The sequence below is a fragment of the Pseudomonas sp. BIGb0278 genome (genome assembly GCF_024809895.1).
Classification (GTDB): domain Bacteria; phylum Pseudomonadota; class Gammaproteobacteria; order Pseudomonadales; family Pseudomonadaceae; genus Aquipseudomonas; species Aquipseudomonas shirazensis.
Genome location: NZ_JANUEL010000005.1, coordinates 23,717 through 41,388, shown reverse-complemented (window position 1 = coordinate 41,388; position 17,672 = coordinate 23,717). Strand labels below are relative to the sequence as shown.

Here is a 17,672-nt window from a genome sequence, read left to right as displayed (position 1 = left end):
GCGCGAGTGGAACCATGCACACCGACCTGTGGAATTACGCCCTGGCCCTGTACGCCCGGCCCGGACTTGAAGCGGCTTGCCTGCAACTGCAGGAGGACGGCGCCGACGTGTGCCTGCTGCTCTGCGCAAGCTGGCTGCAAGCGCGCCGGGCACGCGTCAGCGATGAGCGCGTGTGCGCCCTGCTGGCGTTAGCTGAGCCGTGGCGAATCGAGGTTGTCCAACCACTGCGCACGCTGCGTCAGCAATGGCGTATGGCAGCGCAGGGCGATGCCGCGCTGGCACTGTTACGGGAGCAGTTGAAGGGCTTGGAACTACAGGCTGAAAAAACCTTGCTCGAGCGTTTGCAGGCGTGCTCGCAGCAATGGCCCGCAGGCTCGGACGAGACCGCGGACGATTGGCTGGTCCGGGTGGCGCCGGACCTGTGCCGCGACCACGGCGCGCTGGATCAATTGCGCGCCGCAGCGTCAGCCCTTCAGGACGCCGAAGACGGCGACTGAGCTGGGGTGTTGGCCGCTACAGCAGGCGTTGCCGCTGGTGCTGCCGAGTTGGTGCTGGTTGCTGCGGTGCTGGCTTTGGCGTCGTCTGTTTTCGCAGCGGCTGGCTTGGCGGCAGCTGGCTTGGCAGCCGGTTTGGTTGCTGCGGCCTTGGCCGGTGCTTTGGCAACGGCGGGTTTGCCTGCAGCGGCTTTAGCTGGCGCCTTGCTGGCTGCAGGCTTGGCAGCAGCAGGTTTGGCTGCAGCCTTGGCGGCAACGGGTTTGGCAGCGGCAGGTTTGGCTGGCGCTTTGGCAGCCGCCGGTTTGGCAGCGGCAGTCCTCGCTGGGGCTTTGCTGGCAGTGGGCTTGGCAGCTACTTTGGCCGGTGCTTTGGCCGGTGCTTTGGCAACGGCAGGCTTGGCTGCAGCGGCCTTGGCTGGTGCTTTGCTGGCAGCCGGCTTGGCGACAGCTTTAACAGGCGCTTTGGCAGCAGCTGGCTTGGCGGCGGGTTTGACCGCAGCGACTTTGGCTGGAGCTTTGCTGGCAGTGGTCTTGCCGGCTGCCTTGGCTGGCGCCTTGCTGGCAGCAGGTTCGGCAACAGTGCGTTGCTCGAGGGCCTTGGCGGCTGCTTCACGGACCTTGCCTACGCCTTGAGCGATTTTCAGGCTCTGCTGCGCATCGCGCTTGAGCTGCTGGATGTAGATGCGGGTCTGCGATTGACGCTCTTTGAGCGAGTCGAGCACTTCTTCAAGTTCGCTGGCAGCCTTGTGCGCCTTGTTCTGCGCCTTGGCTTTGCCAGCCTGGGCAGCGTCTTGCAGTTTCAGCCGCGAACCGTGCAGTTTTTCCTGCGCCTTGCCGCGTTGTTTTTCCAACTTTGCCAACAGTTTCTCTGCATCCGCCAGCGCTTGCGAGCAGGCATCTTCCAGATGTTCGAGCAGGCTACCGGAAAGTTGCTGGAGCAGGTGCAACGGCGTACTTACTGGCTTCTTCTTGGCCGACATGGTTTACCTCCTGGCTGATGAGATTGCGGCTCATACTATGCTTCTGCTGCTACCGCCGCTAGGGCATCTTGACAGTATTGCTGGGGCCGCGTTGCATGCCTGGGCAAAGTTGTTATGGTGCAGCTCGAGCAAGTGTAGTTGGCCCTTGTTCGGCTGTTGCTACTTGGCCATCGCGTCCGGAGTCGATCGTGTCCCGTTATCTTCTGCTCAGCCTCTGCCTGCTCGCGCCATTGAGTGTTGCCGCGCCGGCCAGCAATACCGATCAGGATATGGCCTACAGCCTGGGCGCGAGCCTCGGTGAGCGGCTGCGTGAGGAGGTCCCTGACCTGCAACTGGAAGCCCTGGTCGAAGGCCTGCGCCAGGCCTACCAAGGCAAGCCGCTGCGGCTCGATCAAGCACAGATGCAAAGCTTGCTCGAGCAGCATGAAACCGAGGCCCAGGGCAGCCAGGCACAAGCGGCTGAAATCCGCTTCATGGCCAATGAACGCGGCCGAGTCGGCACCCATGAGTTACCTGAAGGAATTCTTTACAGCGAGTTACAGGCAGGCACTGGCGCGCAGCCCAAGCCCGGCGGCAAGGTGCAAGTGCGCTACGTAGGACGTCTGCCGGATGGCTCGGTGTTCGACCAGAACCAGCAACCGCAGTGGTTCAGTCTGGACTCGGTGATCGAAGGCTGGCAGGCGGCGCTGCCAAAAATGAAGGCGGGAGCCAAATGGCGTTTGGTGATCCCTTCGGCGCAGGCTTACGGCGCCGACGGGGCGGGCGACCTGATCGCACCCTACACCCCGTTGGTATTTGAAATCGAATTGCTGGCAGTGGCCGACTGATCGAGGCGATCAGGCCTGCAGTGCAGCTTCCTGTTTGTGTGCGGTGTGCAGCACTTCGATCAGGCAGTCTTCCAGCTCGAAGCGTTCGCGCAGATGGCCGCCCAGTGCTTGCAGGGTCTGAGCGAAGCGCTCAGGGTCGTTGCACTCGGCCTTGTCACAGTGATCGTTGAAGTCCAGCGCGATCTGGGTGATGTCGGTGATGCGTGGGGTCATGTCTTCGGCCAGCGCCAGGGCGCGCTTGTCGTCGAAGGCCTTGGCCTCGCTGAGCAGCTGCTCGAACACTTCGAAATGCCAAGCCGATACATAGTCGACCAACACGCCACAGAAATCACGGCTCTGCGCCTTGTCAGCGAAGGCTGGCTTGGCGTCGCGCAGTGCGCGGAAAGCCACCACCAGCTCCTGGCGTTCCAGCAGCCAGCGATCGATCAGCTTGTGGACCCCGCCCCAGCGTTCCTGGGCATTCTGGCAACTATCGAGCATGGCAGTTCTTCCCTTCTGGGTAGATGCCGCTGCACCTCGTTGCGCAAAGGTGCGCGACAAAGGGACGTCAGCAGTACGGCATCGAGCAGTTGTGTTTTCAGTGTCCGTGCTGGGAGATTATTCCCGCACGTGCTACCCATCAAGGTACGCATCGGACAAAGTTCATACAAGCGTTTCATCCCTTGATAGCGCGCCGCCGGTCGAACCATGCGCCAAGCTTGCGCTGGATCAATGTTGGGCGAGGCGGCGCAAACGATCAGCCACCAGCCGCGACAGCGGCAGCGCTGCCAGCAGCAGGAAGGCCAGCAGGCTCCACTCGGGCAAGGTCAGGTCGAGAAAGCTCCAGGACAACGCGCCGCAGTCAGGGCCACCCTTGAGCAGGGTTTCCAACGCTTGCCGCCACGGCTGCTCAAACACCGTCGGCAGCGGCTGCAGGCAGGCGCCATGAGCAAACTCCGAGCCCTGCAGCCAGACCTGCCGCGCCGCCAACAGCGCGCCGCTGGCCGAGCAGGCCAATGCCAGCATCGTGTAGACCAGCCAACCGAGACGCTGCGGGGCATGCACCAGCGCAACCAGGCAGACCAGCGCATACAGGCCCAGCAGCAGGCGCTGGCCGGAACACAGCGAGCAAGGCAGCAACCCCAGGTTTCTTTCGAGGGCGAAAGCGGCAAACAGGATCGCCAGCGAGGCCAGCAAGCCTGGGAAAAATAGAGTACGAAAACGGGCCAGCGGCATGGCGATGGGGTCCCGGAGGAGTCAATGACGTGGCTTGAGACGGTAGAGGAAATGGGTACTTTGTTTCAAGGCAATACAGTCGGGACAAGTCTCTGATTGCTGAGGAAAGTTTACCGATTGCTGTGGGAAATTTCCGAAGGGGGTCATCGCAAATTGACTTCACCGCTTCAGATTAGATACCAGCCCTTGGGCCTGCGCGGCTTGCGCAGACCCAAGGGTCGGTCAAGCTCGGGCGCCGTCTGGCAACGGCAGCGCCAGCAGGCGCTCGTCGAGCAGGCCAAGGCCTTCCTGGAACAATTGGTTGCTGCGTTCGGTTTCACCCAGGCTCGCCAGCAACCGCGCCAGCTCGGCACAGGTTTCCGGGTTGCGCTCAAAACGCAGGCTGCTCTCAAGATAATCGCGCGCCTTGCCCCACAGGCGGTTCTGCAGGCTCAAGCGGCCTAGGGTCAACAGCAGGCTCGGGTCCTGAGCGTGCTCTTTGAGCCAGCCTTCGGCGGTTTGCAGCTGGCGCGCTGGGTCATCACCACGGATCAGCCCGTACAGCCGGGCCAGATGGCTTTCGTACTGGCGTTTGAGTGCCGCACGCAAGACCTGCTCGGCTTCGCCCTGGGCGCCGACCTGACGCAGCTGTTCAGCGTAGGCGAGCACCAACTGCGGCTCCTGGCGCTGCGCGGCGGTCAGCTGCTGCCAGGCGCGTTCCAGCGCCTGCCGGGCGGCTACCGCATCATCACCACGTGTCGCGGCGATGCTCAGGTTCTGGCCCCAGGCACGCTGCTCCAGCGCAGCCAACTCAGTGGCTGGCAATACCTTGCCCTTGCGCAAGTCAGGCAGCAGCCGAATCAGCGCCGGCCAGTCGCCACGCTGCAGGTGTAATTGCTGCAGCAGGCGCAGCACCTGGCCGTTATGCGGGTGGCGCTGTTGCATCGCCAGCAGGGTTTCGAGGGCACCGTCGCTGTCGCCGCGATCCATCTGCAGTTGGGCGTGGGTCAATGCCACCGCCAGTTCGGCCTGGGGCTGACGCTCGAGCGCGCGCTCCAGCAGGTTGTCGCTTTCTTCAGTGCGGCCCAGCTCGTTCGCCGCGCGGGCGGCGCCGAGGTAATACAACAGCGGCTGGCGCTCGGCTTCAGCGGCGCGGTGCAGGTGACGCTGCGCGCTGGCCCAACGACCTTCGGCCAGATCCAGTTGGCCCTGTTCGATGGCGATGCGCGTGCGCCGGCGGCGATTGCGCCGCGACCATGGGTTGACCACCCCGGTCGAACTCAGGATCAGGCCAAGCACGTAGCGCAACAGCCACAGCACTACGATCAGGCCGATCAAGCCACCCAAGGCGGCCCACAGACCGGACTGATAGCGGAAGCTGCCGTAGGACACCATCACGTAGCCGCTGTGCTTGGCCACGGCGATGCCCAGCGCTGCGGCAACCACGATTGCCAGCACCGCGAGCAGATAGACTCGCTTCATGGCTTGCCCCCTTCGGCGTTGGCCGGCAGGTGGCGGCGCTGAATGTAGGCCTGTACCGCCGCCAGGCTTTCGCTGAGGTCAGGGGTGACCACCGACACTGGCTGCTCGGCCAGGGCGTTGAGGCTGTCGAGCATGGCCTTGCTTTGCGGGTTGTCGGCGTTGAAGTTGGCCAGCAGTACGCTGCGAGCATCATCCAGCGCCTGGGTATAAACCTTGGCTTCGCCATTCAGGGCCGCCCATTGGGCCTGCTCGATGGTCAGGCTCAGGGCCAAGCGCAGTTGATTCAGCGACTGCCCAGCCAGCAGTGGGCGAACATTGTTGTCGGCATCGAATTCGATCTGGAAGTACTTGGAGATCTCGGCCCACCAGCGCGACCAGCGACTGCTGGCATCGCCATCCGCAGTCAGCGCGCCCATGGCGTCTGCGCTGCTGTCGAATTCAGGCGACTGGGCACTGAGCTGCTGCACCTGCTCACGCTGCGCCGCCAGCTTGAGGAACAGGCCAGTGCGGTCTGGCTGCTGGGTGCTGTTGAGTGTGGCCAGGCTGCGGGCCAGCTGCTCGCGGGCGGCGAATGAACCTGGGTCGCTCTGTTCGCGGAGAATCTCGTCGGCACCTTCTACCAGCGCTTTGGCGCTGGTCACATCCTGCAGTGCAGACAAGCGCAAGGTCGCCAGGCGCAGCAGGTGCTCGGCTTCGGCCAGGCGCCATTCCTTGCGGCTTTCGCCCATTACCGTATCGAGCCGCTGGCTCAAGCGCTGCTGGTCGCCCTGCAACTGCGCCACCAGGCGCCGGCGGTCTTCCAGCTCGCTGGCCGGCGGCAAGCTGGCAAGTTGTGCGCTGATCTGCTGATCGCGCTGTTGCAACGCTGCGGTCTGCTCGCTGAAGGTTTCCATGCGCTGGCTTTGACCCAGCTCATTGCCCTGCAGTTGGCGCACTTGCCAGACACCCCAGCCGCCTACCGCAACACCGGCTGCGCCGAGCAGCAGGGCAACGACGGCAATGCCATTGCCTGAGCGCTTGGCCGGCGGGCTGACAGGGGTTTGCGGCGCGTCGAGCACCGAAGGCTGTTCATTCTGCGACAAGACAGTTTCGCTCACGTATCCATCCTTTGCATGGGGGCGCGTCGCTCTGAGCTTAGCGCCTTAAGAGGCAGGTGCAGCGCTGCGCTGCACAGCTGCCAGCAAGGCCGCGGCACTGGCGCCACGGCAATCCACAATCTGTTGTGCACCCAGCGCGCGGGCCTGCTCGGCTACGCGCGGGCTCGGCACGAACAACGGCAAGCGCGCCAGGCGCGGCCAATCGGCGTCTGCCAACTGGCGCAAATGTTCAAGACCCTGCCCACTGCTGACCACCAAGCCGTTTAAGCGTTCCCGATCGACCCGCTCGCGCAGGGTATCGGGCGGGTAATCCGGCAGGCAGCGACGATACAGTTGCAGATAATCGACACTAGCACCTAGCTCGGCAAGACGCTCTGCCAGCAGTTCACGACCCCCTACCCCGCGGACAATCAGGACACGCGGCGTAGGAACGGCGACAGCCTTGCGCAACTCGGGCAAGCCAAGCAAGGCCTCACTGTCGTCTCCCTGGGAAGGGAATGTCACCAAAAGCCCGGCGTTCTGCAATACCTGCGCGGTCGCCTCACCGACGCTGAACCAGGCGTTGGACGGCGGCACCAGGCCGGCTTTGGCCAAGTTGGCCAGCAGCAAGCGCGCAGCGGGCTTGCTCACCACGATGAATGCCTGGTAATTCGCCAGCTGGCTCAGCAGCTGGCGTTGCGCGTCATCCACAGTGACCGGCTCGATCGCCAGCAAGGGCAGGCTGCTGCTGGCGATGCCGGCGGCCGCCAAGGTCTGCGCCAGTGCCGCACAGTCCTCTTCAGGCCGGGTCAGCAGCAGGCGCCAGCCGCTCACGGATGGCCGGCCTCGCCATAGACTTCCTTGAGGATCGCCTCGGCGCCCTGCTCAAGCAGGTCTTTGGCAACCTGAACGCCAAGCGCTTCGGCATGCAGCCGCGGCGCCCGTGCTTCGGCTGCCAGCAGCAGCCCGCCGCTGGGTTGGCCAACCAGCCCGCGCAGCCACAACTGCTCGCCTTCAAGCACGGCGTAGCAGGCGATCGGCACCTGGCAACCGCCGTTGAGGTGCTTGTTCAAGGCACGTTCGGCCACCACTCGGTCGGCGGTGTCGACATGGTGCAGCGGCGCCAGCAGGGCGTGGATTTCGCTGTCGGCGCTGCGGCACTCGATGCCGACTGCGCCCTGGCCACCGGCCGGCAGGCTGTCGTCGACACTGATGCTGGCGCTTATGCGGTCTTCGAAGCCGAGGCGGATCAGGCCCGCCGCGGCCAGAATGATCGCGTCATATTCACCGGCATCAAGCTTGGCCAGACGGGTATTGACGTTACCGCGCAGGAAGCGAATTTGCAGATCCGGTCGGCGCGCCAGCAACTGCGCCTGGCGGCGCAGGCTGGAGGTGCCGACGATGCTGCCTGCAGGCAATGCGTCAAGGCTTGCGTAGGTATTGGAAACGAAGGCATCGCGCGGGTCTTCACGCTCACAGATGCAGTACAGGCCCAGGCCTTCAGGAAAGTCCATGGGCACGTCTTTCATCGAATGCACGGCGATGTCGGCTTCGTTCTCGAGCAGGGCGGTTTCCAGCTCTTTGACGAACAGGCCCTTGCCGCCGATCTTCGCCAGCGGCGCGTCGAGCAGCTTGTCGCCACGGCTGACCATCGGCACCAGGCTGACGATCAGGCCTGGATGAGCCTGCTCCAGACGTGCTTTGACGTACTCGGCCTGCCACAGGGCAAGGGCACTTTTACGGGTGGCAATGCGGATTTCGCGAGTGGACATGAAACGCCCCGATGCAGAGAAATGCTGCCGATGATAACAGCTACTCGGGGCCTGCCTGCAGACTCAGGTCAGCAATCGGTGGTGCCGCGCCAGTGCGCGCGAGCGCAGCGGCGCCGAGGGCGAGCGATCAGTGCAAGCCCTGCATCATCTTGCGCACGCCTGCTACATGGCGGCGGCTGACGATCAATGCATCCTCGCCCATGCCCTTGAGGTAGAGCTGGAAATGCCCCAGCGGCGTACGCTGCAGCTTCTCGATACGTTCCCGGGCAACCAGCGCGTTGCGGTGGATGCGCACGAAACGTTCGCCGAACTCGTCTTCCAGCGCTTTGAGCGGCTCATCCAGCAGCACTTCACCGGCCTCATGGCGCAAGGTCACGTATTTGTGGTCGGCAATGAAGTAGATCACCTGTGACAGCGGGATCAGCTCGATGCCTTTGCGGGTGCGCGCACTGATGTGGTTGCGCGGGTTGCCGCCGTCTTCAGTGGCTGGCCGGGTCAGCGCCGCCAGCAGCGCGCGGTTGGGTTTTTCTGCCTTGCGCAGGGCATCGCGCAGGGCCTGCGGCTGCACCGGCTTGCTGACATGGCTGAGGGTGCTGTCCTTGAACGCTTCGCTGCCGTATTCGTCATCACCGGTGCAGAACACCACCGCTGGCGGCGCTTCGCGCTCGCACAGGCGAGCAGCCACCTGCAGGCCGTCCAGGCCGGGCATGCCGATATCAAGCAGGACCACGTCAGGCTTGAGGCTGTCGATCAAGGCAAGAGCTTCCTCGCCATTGGTGGCGCTGGGCTCCAGTACCGTGTAGCCCTCCTGCCCGCCGAGCAAGCGGCTGAGGTCTTCGCGGGCTTTGGGTTCGTCATCAACGATCAGGACATTCATAGTTGCGCTGGATTCCTGAATGAGTCTCGCACAAGTAATAAGCGTAAACCGGGCTCGGTAGTCCGACGCCGCAGTCACGCTCTAGACCCATGCAATGGCCAAAGATTCACTGGTCTGACAGATTCAGCGCCAGCCTATTGTCAAACTGTAGACGCTTCGTGGAACGCTGCCGTTCAATCGGTAAATATCCTTTGCAGTAACTTCGCCAGTTGATTTCCGGCTGTTTCTAGCGACCGATGCCCTGCGGCGGGCAGTGCAACCCTGTTATTATCGGCGCCACTTTTTATCGTTCACGCCTTCAACGAGTGAATCCATGAGCACTGACAAGACCAATCAGTCCTGGGGCGGCCGCTTCAGTGAACCCGTCGACGCCTTCGTCGCCCGCTTCACCGCTTCGGTCGACTTCGACAAGCGCCTGTACCGCCACGACATCATGGGTTCGATTGCCCACGCGACCATGCTGGCGCAGGTCGGCGTACTCAGCGACGCCGAGCGCGACACCATCATCGACGGCCTGAAGACCATTCAGACCGAGATCGAGGCCGGCAACTTCGACTGGCGCGTCGACCTTGAAGACGTGCACATGAACATCGAAGCGCGCCTGACTGATCGCATCGGTGTCACCGGCAAAAAACTGCACACCGGGCGCAGCCGCAACGACCAGGTCGCCACCGACATCCGCCTGTGGCTGCGTGACGAAATCGACCTGATCCTAGGCGAAATCACACGCCTGCAGAAGGGCCTGCTGGAGCAGGCAGAGCGTGAAGCCGAGACCATCATGCCCGGCTTCACCCACCTGCAGACCGCGCAGCCAGTGACCTTCGGCCACCACCTGCTGGCCTGGTTCGAAATGCTCAGCCGTGACTACGAGCGCCTGGTCGACTGCCGCAAGCGCACCAACCGCATGCCTCTGGGCAGCGCCGCGCTGGCTGGCACCACCTACCCGATCGACCGCGAGCTGACCTGCAAGCTGCTGGGCTTCGAAGCGGTTGCCGGCAACTCGCTGGACGGCGTTTCCGATCGCGACTTCGCCATCGAATTCTGCGCCGCGGCCAGCGTGGCGATGATGCACCTGTCGCGCTTCTCCGAAGAGCTGGTGCTGTGGACCAGCGCCCAGTTCCAGTTCATTGATCTGCCGGATCGCTTCTGCACCGGCAGCTCGATCATGCCGCAAAAGAAAAACCCCGACGTACCTGAGCTGGTGCGTGGCAAGAGCGGCCGTGTGTTCGGCGCCCTGATGGGCCTGCTGACCTTGATGAAAGGCCAGCCACTGGCCTACAACAAGGACAACCAGGAAGACAAGGAGCCGTTGTTCGACGCCGCCGACACCCTGCGCGATTCGCTGCGGGCGTTTGCCGACATGATCCCGGCAATCAAACCGCGTCACGCGATCATGCGCGAAGCAGCCCTGCGCGGTTTCTCCACCGCGACCGACCTGGCCGATTACCTGGTACGCCGTGGCCTGCCGTTCCGTGATTGCCACGAGATCGTCGGCCATGCCGTGAAGTACGGCGTCGACAGCGGCAAAGACCTGGCCGAAATGAGCCTTGAAGAGCTGCGCCGCTTCAGCGATCAGATCGAACAGGATGTGTTTGCCGTGCTGACCCTGGAAGGCTCGGTAAATGCACGTAATCACATTGGTGGGACTGCACCTGCCCAGGTGCGTGCGGCCGTGGTCCGTGGTCAGGCGTTGTTGGCTTCGCGCTAAGCGTCATGGCGGGCTGCCCGGCAGCCCGCCTTTTCACCCTCATTTGCGTTTGCTGATCATCTCCAGGAATGCCGGCATCGCCGCTTCCTTGTCTGCACGAATTTTCGCCATGTGCGGGTTCTCGCCAAGCAACTCCAGCAGCGCCCTCGCCTGCGGGAAGTCCTCGAGAAAGTCCAGGTTCAATACCTTCTTGCCGACCGCGCAGGCAAGGTCGACCGAAAACACGAACATCAAGTCAGCCAGGGTCATCTGCTCACCGGCAACGTACGGCGCGAACTTGCCATTGCGCTTGAGCGTGGCAAAGCCTGCCAGCAGCTCGGTGCGGGCGCGCTCCTTGATCAGCGGCTCGACGGCCTGGCCGAAGAACGCTTCGGCGTAGCAGGTACGCGCCGGCAACTCGATGTACAGCTCGATTTCCTTGACCAGCTCGCGCACCTTGGCCTGGCCGAAGGCATCAGCCGGCAGCAGGGCTTTGCCCGGCTGAGTCTGCTCGATGTAGTCGAGCATCACGCTGGTTTCGCTGATAAAGCCATGCTCGGTCTCCAGCACCGGCACCTTGCCGCGCGGGCTGATGGCCAGCACTTGTGGGGTCTGGCCGGAAACGAACGGCACCTCTTCGAACGGCAGGGCTTTTTCCAGCAACGCCAGCTTGACCATGTTGTAGTAGTTGCTGACAGGGAATCCGTAGAGCTTGAGCATTGCGACAGCCTCCAGGCCGTGAGGGGATGGCCCGGCTGTTATAACCACTCCCTTACGCCATGACCAGCGTCATGCATGGCATAGATGGCCAGGCATTGCCGGCGCGGGCATGGCAAACTAGCCCCCTCACTACAGGAGCACTGCCATGAGCGAACCCCAAGACATCGACAACGAAGATGAAGAAGCCTTCGCCGAAGCTACCCTGACCCAGGCCATCGAAAACCAGATCGAAAGCGGCGAGCCGCCGGCGGCCCTGGCGACTTTCAACAAGCTGAAGCTGGTTGGCTATGAGCGCGAAGATATTCTCAACCTGATGGCCCATGTACTGGCCTTCGAGATTGACGCCATGCTCGATGCCGACCGCCCGTTCGATACCGAGTGGTATGAAACGGCACTGCGCGCCCTGCCGGAGCTGCCACCTGAGGCGGATCAAGGCAACGCTTGAAAAGTCTGTCTACACTCCATGATCAAGCACCCGCAGTGGTGCCTAAATCCTTGTCTGGAAGTCAGGAGTTGCCATGTCGCTTACCCCCGAACTGATCGCCGAGCTGGAAGTTCTTGCGCTGTTCAATCTCGATAGCAGCCAGGAAGGCATCCAGGTCCACCAATCCGCTTCGCCAGATAAAGTCGCTGCTGCCAAGCGCCTCTTTGACAAGCAACTGACCGACCAGCCCGATGGTGGTTATCTGACCAGCCTGGGCCGTGACGCGGCGCAGAGCGTGCAGATTGTGCTGAACATTCTCAAAGCCCCAGAAACCGCCTGAAGCCTTCGCGCCTGTTCGCGGGCCAGGTTGCTGGTCGCGAACAGGCCAACCGCCTTGCTGTTAATTTGGCGTCAAAAAACCATAAATTACCCGCTATTGCCCCCTGCTCAGGCTAAACTCGGCACTGCCCTGGCCTGCCCCTGAGTGCGCAATGAACCACCCTCATGAAATCCGCCCAGACCTGGACGACGGTATCGACCGCAAAGTCCTGGCCACGCTGCGCGCGCGCTTCATGCAGATCAATCAGGGCCGCCTCGGGCGTGCACGGGAGGGCTTGTCAACGCGCCAGCAGCAGGTGCTGACGCTGTTGCCGCTGTTGTTTCATGTCAATCACCCGCTGTTGCCCGGGTATGTCTCCGGCACCACTCCAGCCGGGGTGTGCAGGTATGAGCCGGATGCCGAGCTGATTGCCGAGGGCCAGCGCCTGGCGCGCTCGTTCAGCTACAAACCGCGGCTGGGCAATGCGCCGCTACCGATTCAGGGCCTGTACCTGATGGGCAGCCTGGGCACCCTGGCCCAGGCCGAACAGAGCGACATGGATGTGTGGGTCTGCCACGCCGCCGGCCTGGCCGAGTGGGCGCTGGCCGAGCTCAGGCGCAAATGCCAGTTGCTCGAAGCGTGGGCGGCGAGCCTCGGCGCCGAGGCGCATTTCTTTCTGATCGAACCGCAGGCCTTTACTTTCGGTGAGCGCGATGGCCAGCTCAGCTCAGACGACTGCGGTACTACCCAGCACTACCTGCTGCTCGACGAGTTCTACCGCACCGCGATCTGGCTGGCCGGGCGCACGCCACTGTGGTGGCTGGTGCCGGTGTATGAAGAGCACAACTATCAGGCCTACACGCAAACCCTGCTGAGCAAGCGCTTTATCCGCACCGATCATGACCTCGACCTCGGCCACCTGGCGCATATCCCGGTCGGCGAGTTTGTCGGCGCCGGCCTGTGGCAGTTGTTCAAAGGCATCGACTCACCTTACAAATCGCTGCTCAAGCTGCTGTTGACCGAAGCCTACGCCAGCGAGCATCCACAGGTGCGCTGCCTGAGTCTGGAGTTCAAGCAGGCGGTGTTTGCCAACCAGCTCGACCTCGATGCGCTGGACCCGTACGTGATGGTCTATCGGCGCATCGAGCAGTATTTGCTACGCCGCGGCGATGTCGCGCGGCTGGAGCTGGTACGGCGCAGCTTGTATCTGAAGGTCAATAAAAAGCTCAGCGGCCGCTCGCGCAACGGCGGCTGGCAACGCCAGCTATTGGCTCGCCTGGTTCGCGAATGGGCCTGGGACGAGCGCCAGCTGGCGCTGCTCGACAGCCGCAGCCAGTGGAAGGTGCGCCAGGTCGCGCTCGAGCGCCGGGCGCTGGTGGCCGAGCTCAATCACAGCTATCGCTTCCTCAATCAGTTCGCTCGTGAACAGCAGGCCAGCAGCCGCGCCGACCAACGCGACCTGAACGTGCTCGGCCGACGCCTTTACGCCGCCTTCGAGCGCCGTGCCGGCAAGATCGAAGTGATCAACCCGGGGATTGCCCCGGACCTTGCCGAAGACACACTGACGTTGGTCCATGCCAGCAATCGCAAGGAGCCCGGCGCGTTCCACTGGAGCCTGTATCAGGGCAACCTGAGCGTGGATGAGCTGGACCACTCCAGCCCGCTCAAGCGCTGCCGCGAACTGCTCGAGCTGCTGACCTGGGCGCACCGCAACGGCGTGATCGACAGCAGCACACGGCTGGCCCTGCATCCGGGCGCCAGCGACCTGAGCGAGTTCGAGCTGTTCAACCTGCTCGGCAGCCTGCAACAGAGTATTGCCCTGCCCTTGGAGCCCGTCAGCGAGTTGCGTCTGCTGCAGCCAAGTGTGGCGGACGAGGTCCTGCTGCTGGTCAATGTCGGCGTCGACCCGCTACGCCATCAGCGTGAACTGAACATCCTCATGACCACCGCCCGCACCGACTCGCTGAGTTACGCCGGCGTGCGCGAGAACCTGGTGCTGACCCTCGATCAGATCACCTTGAACAGCTGGAACGAGGTGCTGGTCCAGCGTTACGACGGCGAGCATGCGCTGATGCGTTGCCTGCGTGACTTTCTCAACACCCCAGGCCAGCGCCAGCAACCGCCACGGCTGCAGGTGCGCAGCTTCTGTCACAACCGCGCCCAGGCCATTGCGCAGCGGGTCGAGGATGTGTTCGCCACGGCTCGTGCGTTGCTCCAGCAGCGGCTGAACTACCGATACCTGGTGCAGATCGCACAGGACACCCATGTGCTTGAGCTACAGCCTGGTGAAGTCAACCTGGTCACCTTGACCAACCACGAGCAACTGCTGGCTTATCTGGGCGAGGAGCGCAGCGAGTACAGCCCGCTGCACCTGGACGACAACGCGCTGGACGATGAAGATCTGGTATGGGTTCTGCCCCAAGGCCAGCCGCAGTGCATCCAGGTGTTCTACCGCCTGCTCGACGGCTGGGCCGACCTGTACGTGCTGGATGAATTCAATGCCCTGTGGCAGCAGCGCCTGCCGCTGGAAGATGAGGCGCACCTGTTGCTGCCGTTGCAGCGTTTTCTGCAATCGCTGGGCATGCGCCGCGATGCCCGGCTGCCGCTGACCAGTCTGCAACAGGGCTCATTGGATATTCTCTACTACCAACTGCTGCCTGCTGGCCTGGGCAAGGTGCGCAGCCTGGAGCCACGCCAGGCACCGAGCGACAACGGCAGCCAGCCCTATTACGAGGTGCAGGCGATCGTACAGAGCGGGATCGGCGATGAGGTGCACATCACCCTGTACTGCGATCAGCAGGAATATTCGCAGCTTGAATACGGCGATCAGCTGTACGCCGTGGTGGCGCGGCAGATCCTCGGCCAGCGGCGCAGTGCCGGGCGTTATCGCTGCTATATCACCGATCTGGATTTGTCCGATCTGCTCACCGATGAGCAGGGCTCGACATGCCTGCATCTGAGGTACAAGCGCGAGCTGGAGCAGGCGCTGAATGACGGCGTCGAGCAGTTGCAGGCCTCACTGCAGTGAGGCCCGCGTGACCTCTCAGAGGTCGAAGTCGCCTGCAGCTTCTGGCTGATACTCGACCGCCAGCAAGGTCAGCTTGAGGGTCTTGCCACCCGGCGCCGGCCAGTCGATCTGGTCACCTACCGACAGGCCGAGCAAAGCGCAGCCAATCGGCGCCAGGATCGATACCTTGCCTTCACCGCTGACGTCTTTCGGATAGACCAGAGTCAGGTGGTAGTCCTTGCCGCTGGCCTCTTCGCGGCAGTGCACCCGCGAATTCATGGTCACCACACCGGCCGGGACCTCCTCGTGACCGACTACCTTCTCGGCGCGGTCGAGCTCGTCCTGCAAGGCGGCGACACCCGGCGCGTTCTCATCGAGGCTATCGATCAGGCGCTCGAGACGTTGCACGTCCAGGCGGGTGAGGATGAGGGAAGGTTTGCGGCTCATGTTCCAGTCAGACTCCATGTTCAACAGACAATTTGCGGCGCACGAATAAAGCAAAACCCCGCCCAAGGGCGGGGTTTGTGCAGGCATTCGGCAGCGCCGACGCAGAGTCCGACAGTATCACAGCCGGGCGAATACTCAAGCCCGGGCGCGCAGGGCCTCGGCTTCCCGGCAGATCTGCCGGCGGCGTTCGTCGTCGGCAGAGCGCCACTCGCGGATGTGCTCGACATGGCGCTGGCAACCGGTGCAGACCCGTTCGGCATCCAGTCGGCAAACATTGATGCAGGGCGATTTCACCGCTGGGCTGACGTTACTGTAAAGCGGCTTGGGCGGCCGCGGCTGCTCGCTCATGTCAGATCTCGTCGAAGTCCAGCTTCTCGCCAACGTGCCCCCAGACGATGCGCTCAAGCATCTCGCCGAGCAGCTCCTCAGTCTTTTCGCAGGTCCATTTACCGCTTTCTTCGTCATAGTCGAAGTGGAAACCGCCAGACTTGTCTGCCAGCCACAACTGGCGCAGCGGCTCCTGCCGGCTGAAGATCAGCTGGCTGCCGTTTTCGAACTTGATGGTGAGTACGCCGGCGGAGTTTTCCATGTCCAGATCAAGATCGGCTTCATCGAACAGGTCTTCCAGCGCCTGTTGGGTGGCATCGACCAGGTCGTGAAAACGCGCTTCGCTCAAACTCATTGCAAGAACCTCGAAATTGGCTGCATACAGGCAAGCCGGGGAAGATACGGACGCTGGCGCAAGAATGCAAAGCCTCAGACCATCTGCCAATGTTGCAAGGATAACGCAGCAGCGGCCCCGCCAGCGTTGCTTACCGCCAGGCGGACCGGCCCTTGCATAGGCAATCAGGCAGGCGCTGGGTATACTCGGGCGCAATACTGCTTATTTCAAGGATTTCACCAATGAAGCGCCTGATTTCCTCCCTCGCGGCGCTGGTCGCGGTTGCCTGCCTCGTTTCGGCCTGCGGTCAGAAAGGCCCCCTGTTCCTGCCTGAAGACGGCAAGGACGGCAAGGCCAACAAGTCGCACCAGCACCAGCACGCTCAGCCCTCGCCGCAGCCAGCGCCGCAGCAAGAGCAAGACCCAGAGCAGCAGCCAGCGCAGTAAGGAAATCCAATGGACGCTTTCAACTACCGCGACGGCCAACTGTTCGCGGAAGGCGTGGCCCTGTCGGCCATTGCTGAACAGTTCGGCACCCCGACCTACGTCTACTCGCGTGCCCACATCGAGGCGCAGTACCGCAGCTATGCCGATGCCCTGCAAGGCGTCGAGCACCTGGTGTGCTTTGCGGTCAAGGCCAACTCCAACATTGGTGTGCTGAATGTGCTGGCCCGTCTGGGCGCAGGTTTCGACATCGTCTCCGGCGGCGAGCTGGAGCGCGTGCTGGCCGCTGGCGGGCGCGCCGACCGCGTGGTCTTCTCCGGCGTCGGCAAAACCCGCGAAGACATGCGCCGTGCGCTGGAAGTGGGCGTGCACTGCTTCAACGTCGAGTCCACCGATGAGCTCGAGCGCCTGCAGGTCGTGGCTGCCGAGATGGGCAAAGTGGCGCCGGTGTCGCTGCGGGTCAACCCGGATGTCGATGCTGGCACCCACCCGTACATCTCCACCGGCCTCAAGGAAAACAAGTTCGGTATCGCCATTGCCGATGCCGAAGAAGTCTATGTGCGCGCCGCACAGTTGCCGAACCTGGAAGTGGTCGGCGTCGACTGCCATATCGGCTCGCAGCTGACCACGCTGGAGCCGTTCCTCGATGCCCTTGACCGCCTGCTGGTACTGGTCGACCGCCTCGGCGAGTGTGGCATCCTGTTGCGCCACCTGGACCTGGGCGGCGGTATCGGTGTGCGTTACTGCGACGAACAGCCGCCATCGGCCGGTGAATACGTCAAGGCCATCCGCGAGCGCGTTGGCGATCGCGACCTGGCCCTGGTGTTCGAGCCCGGCCGCTACATCGTGGCCAACGCCGGCGTCCTGCTGACCCGCGTCGAGTACCTCAAGCACACCGAGCACAAAGACTTCGCTGTGGTCGATGCAGCCATGAACGACCTGATCCGCCCGGCCCTGTACCAGGCCTGGATGGGTGTCAGTGCCGTGCAGCCGCGTGCCGGTGATGGTCGTGCCTACGATATCGTCGGGCCGATCTGCGAGACCGGCGACTTCCTCGCCAAGGACCGCACGCTGAACCTGGCCGAGGGCGATCTGCTGGCCGTCGAGTCGGCGGGCGCCTATGGTTTTGTCATGAGCTCGAACTACAACACCCGCGGTCGTTGCGCCGAGGTGCTGGTCGACGCTGACCAGGCCTTCGAAGTGCGCCGTCGCGAGACCGTCGCCGAACTGTTCGCCGGCGAAAGCCTGCTGCCGGAGTGAAC

20 protein-coding genes are annotated in these 17,672 nt (G+C 63.1%); 8 read left to right on the top strand and 12 right to left on the bottom strand.

Annotated features, from left to right (window positions below; genetic code table 11):
• Window positions 1–14 precede the first annotated feature (14 nt).
• Window positions 15–497 carry a TIGR02444 family protein gene (locus M2396_RS17335; RefSeq protein ID WP_259076607.1) on the top strand — a complete coding sequence of 161 codons (483 nt, stop codon included), beginning with the start codon at window positions 15–17 and terminating at the stop codon, window positions 495–497.
• Here M2396_RS17335 and M2396_RS17330 read toward each other — a convergent pair.
• The gene (locus tag M2396_RS17330; protein ID WP_259076605.1) at window positions 473–1,474 is read right to left on the bottom strand and encodes an AlgP family protein; all 1,002 of its coding nucleotides are present in this window, start codon (window positions 1,472–1,474) and stop codon (window positions 473–475) included. The genes M2396_RS17335 and M2396_RS17330 overlap by 25 nt on opposite strands.
• A gap of 188 nt (window positions 1,475–1,662) precedes the next feature.
• On the opposite strand from M2396_RS17330, the gene M2396_RS17325 reads away from it, so the two are divergent.
• Window positions 1,663–2,301 carry an FKBP-type peptidyl-prolyl cis-trans isomerase gene (locus tag M2396_RS17325; protein WP_259076603.1) on the top strand — a complete coding sequence of 213 codons (639 nt, stop codon included), beginning with the start codon at window positions 1,663–1,665 and terminating at the stop codon, window positions 2,299–2,301.
• A 9-nt stretch (window positions 2,302–2,310) separates the two neighbouring features.
• Here the strand turns inward: M2396_RS17325 and rsd are convergent, their stop codons facing one another.
• The 7 genes from rsd to M2396_RS17290 all read right to left on the bottom strand — a co-directional run bounded on the left by rsd (window position 2,311) and on the right by M2396_RS17290 (window position 8,702).
• Complete coding sequence (gene rsd / locus M2396_RS17320) at window positions 2,311–2,781, bottom strand: sigma D regulator (RefSeq protein ID WP_101322625.1); 471 nt, start codon at window positions 2,779–2,781, stop codon at window positions 2,311–2,313.
• A 228-nt stretch (window positions 2,782–3,009) separates the two neighbouring features.
• A complete protein-coding gene (locus M2396_RS17315) occupies window positions 3,010–3,516 on the bottom strand; it encodes a disulfide bond formation protein B (RefSeq protein WP_101322626.1) in 507 nt (168 codons plus the stop codon).
• Between the two features lie 222 nt (window positions 3,517–3,738).
• The gene (locus M2396_RS17310) at window positions 3,739–4,977 is read right to left on the bottom strand and encodes a heme biosynthesis protein HemY (RefSeq protein WP_150571418.1); all 1,239 of its coding nucleotides are present in this window, start codon (window positions 4,975–4,977) and stop codon (window positions 3,739–3,741) included.
• A complete protein-coding gene (locus M2396_RS17305; protein WP_224785570.1) occupies window positions 4,974–6,074 on the bottom strand; it encodes a uroporphyrinogen-III C-methyltransferase in 1,101 nt (366 codons plus the stop codon). The genes M2396_RS17310 and M2396_RS17305 overlap by 4 nt, the downstream gene beginning before the upstream one ends.
• 45 nt (window positions 6,075–6,119) lie before the next feature.
• Window positions 6,120–6,887: a uroporphyrinogen-III synthase gene (locus tag M2396_RS17300; RefSeq protein ID WP_224785571.1), complete on the bottom strand. Its 768-nt coding sequence runs from the start codon at window positions 6,885–6,887 to the stop codon at window positions 6,120–6,122.
• Window positions 6,884–7,825 carry a hydroxymethylbilane synthase gene (hemC, locus tag M2396_RS17295; RefSeq protein WP_101322628.1) on the bottom strand — a complete coding sequence of 314 codons (942 nt, stop codon included), beginning with the start codon at window positions 7,823–7,825 and terminating at the stop codon, window positions 6,884–6,886. Before hemC ends, M2396_RS17300 begins: the two co-directional genes overlap by 4 nt.
• Window positions 7,826–7,952: 127 nt before the next feature.
• Window positions 7,953–8,702 carry a LytTR family DNA-binding domain-containing protein gene (locus tag M2396_RS17290; RefSeq protein WP_101322629.1) on the bottom strand — a complete coding sequence of 250 codons (750 nt, stop codon included), beginning with the start codon at window positions 8,700–8,702 and terminating at the stop codon, window positions 7,953–7,955.
• 313 nt (window positions 8,703–9,015) lie between these two features.
• On the opposite strand from M2396_RS17290, the gene argH reads away from it, so the two are divergent.
• A complete protein-coding gene (gene argH / locus M2396_RS17285) occupies window positions 9,016–10,410 on the top strand; it encodes an argininosuccinate lyase (protein WP_101322630.1) in 1,395 nt (464 codons plus the stop codon).
• A gap of 39 nt (window positions 10,411–10,449) precedes the next feature.
• On the opposite strand, the gene M2396_RS17280 is transcribed toward argH, so the two are convergent.
• Window positions 10,450–11,109 (bottom strand): glutathione S-transferase, encoded by a 660-nt coding sequence (locus M2396_RS17280; protein WP_150571419.1) that lies wholly within the window; start codon window positions 11,107–11,109, stop codon window positions 10,450–10,452.
• Between the two features lie 145 nt (window positions 11,110–11,254).
• On the opposite strand from M2396_RS17280, the gene M2396_RS17275 reads away from it, so the two are divergent.
• From M2396_RS17275 to M2396_RS17265, 3 genes are all read left to right on the top strand, one after another.
• Window positions 11,255–11,554 (top strand): hypothetical protein, encoded by a 300-nt coding sequence (locus M2396_RS17275; protein ID WP_101322632.1) that lies wholly within the window; start codon window positions 11,255–11,257, stop codon window positions 11,552–11,554.
• 73 nt (window positions 11,555–11,627) lie between these two features.
• Window positions 11,628–11,873 carry a TIGR02647 family protein gene (locus M2396_RS17270; RefSeq protein ID WP_101322633.1) on the top strand — a complete coding sequence of 82 codons (246 nt, stop codon included), beginning with the start codon at window positions 11,628–11,630 and terminating at the stop codon, window positions 11,871–11,873.
• Between the two features lie 151 nt (window positions 11,874–12,024).
• Window positions 12,025–14,880, top strand: a complete 2,856-nt coding sequence (locus M2396_RS17265; RefSeq protein ID WP_259076597.1) for a class I adenylate cyclase — start codon at window positions 12,025–12,027, stop codon at window positions 14,878–14,880.
• A 15-nt stretch (window positions 14,881–14,895) separates the two neighbouring features.
• Here M2396_RS17265 and rnk read toward each other — a convergent pair whose 3' ends face one another.
• The 3 genes from rnk to cyaY form a co-directional block, all read right to left on the bottom strand.
• Window positions 14,896–15,306: a nucleoside diphosphate kinase regulator gene (rnk, locus tag M2396_RS17260; protein ID WP_101322635.1), complete on the bottom strand. Its 411-nt coding sequence runs from the start codon at window positions 15,304–15,306 to the stop codon at window positions 14,896–14,898.
• A gap of 135 nt (window positions 15,307–15,441) precedes the next feature.
• Window positions 15,442–15,654, bottom strand: a complete 213-nt coding sequence (locus M2396_RS17255; RefSeq protein WP_101322636.1) for a DUF1289 domain-containing protein — start codon at window positions 15,652–15,654, stop codon at window positions 15,442–15,444.
• Between the two features lies 1 nt (window position 15,655).
• The gene (cyaY, locus tag M2396_RS17250; RefSeq protein WP_101322637.1) at window positions 15,656–15,988 is read right to left on the bottom strand and encodes an iron donor protein CyaY; all 333 of its coding nucleotides are present in this window, start codon (window positions 15,986–15,988) and stop codon (window positions 15,656–15,658) included.
• Between the two features lie 221 nt (window positions 15,989–16,209).
• Between cyaY and lptM the strand changes: the two genes are divergently transcribed.
• Together lptM and lysA are read left to right on the top strand one after the other, a co-directional pair.
• Complete coding sequence (gene lptM, locus M2396_RS17245; RefSeq protein WP_103435382.1) at window positions 16,210–16,413, top strand: LPS translocon maturation chaperone LptM; 204 nt, start codon at window positions 16,210–16,212, stop codon at window positions 16,411–16,413.
• Between the two features lie 9 nt (window positions 16,414–16,422).
• Window positions 16,423–17,670, top strand: a complete 1,248-nt coding sequence (gene lysA / locus M2396_RS17240) for a diaminopimelate decarboxylase (RefSeq protein ID WP_150571421.1) — start codon at window positions 16,423–16,425, stop codon at window positions 17,668–17,670.
• The last annotated feature ends 2 nt before the right edge of the window (window positions 17,671–17,672 follow it).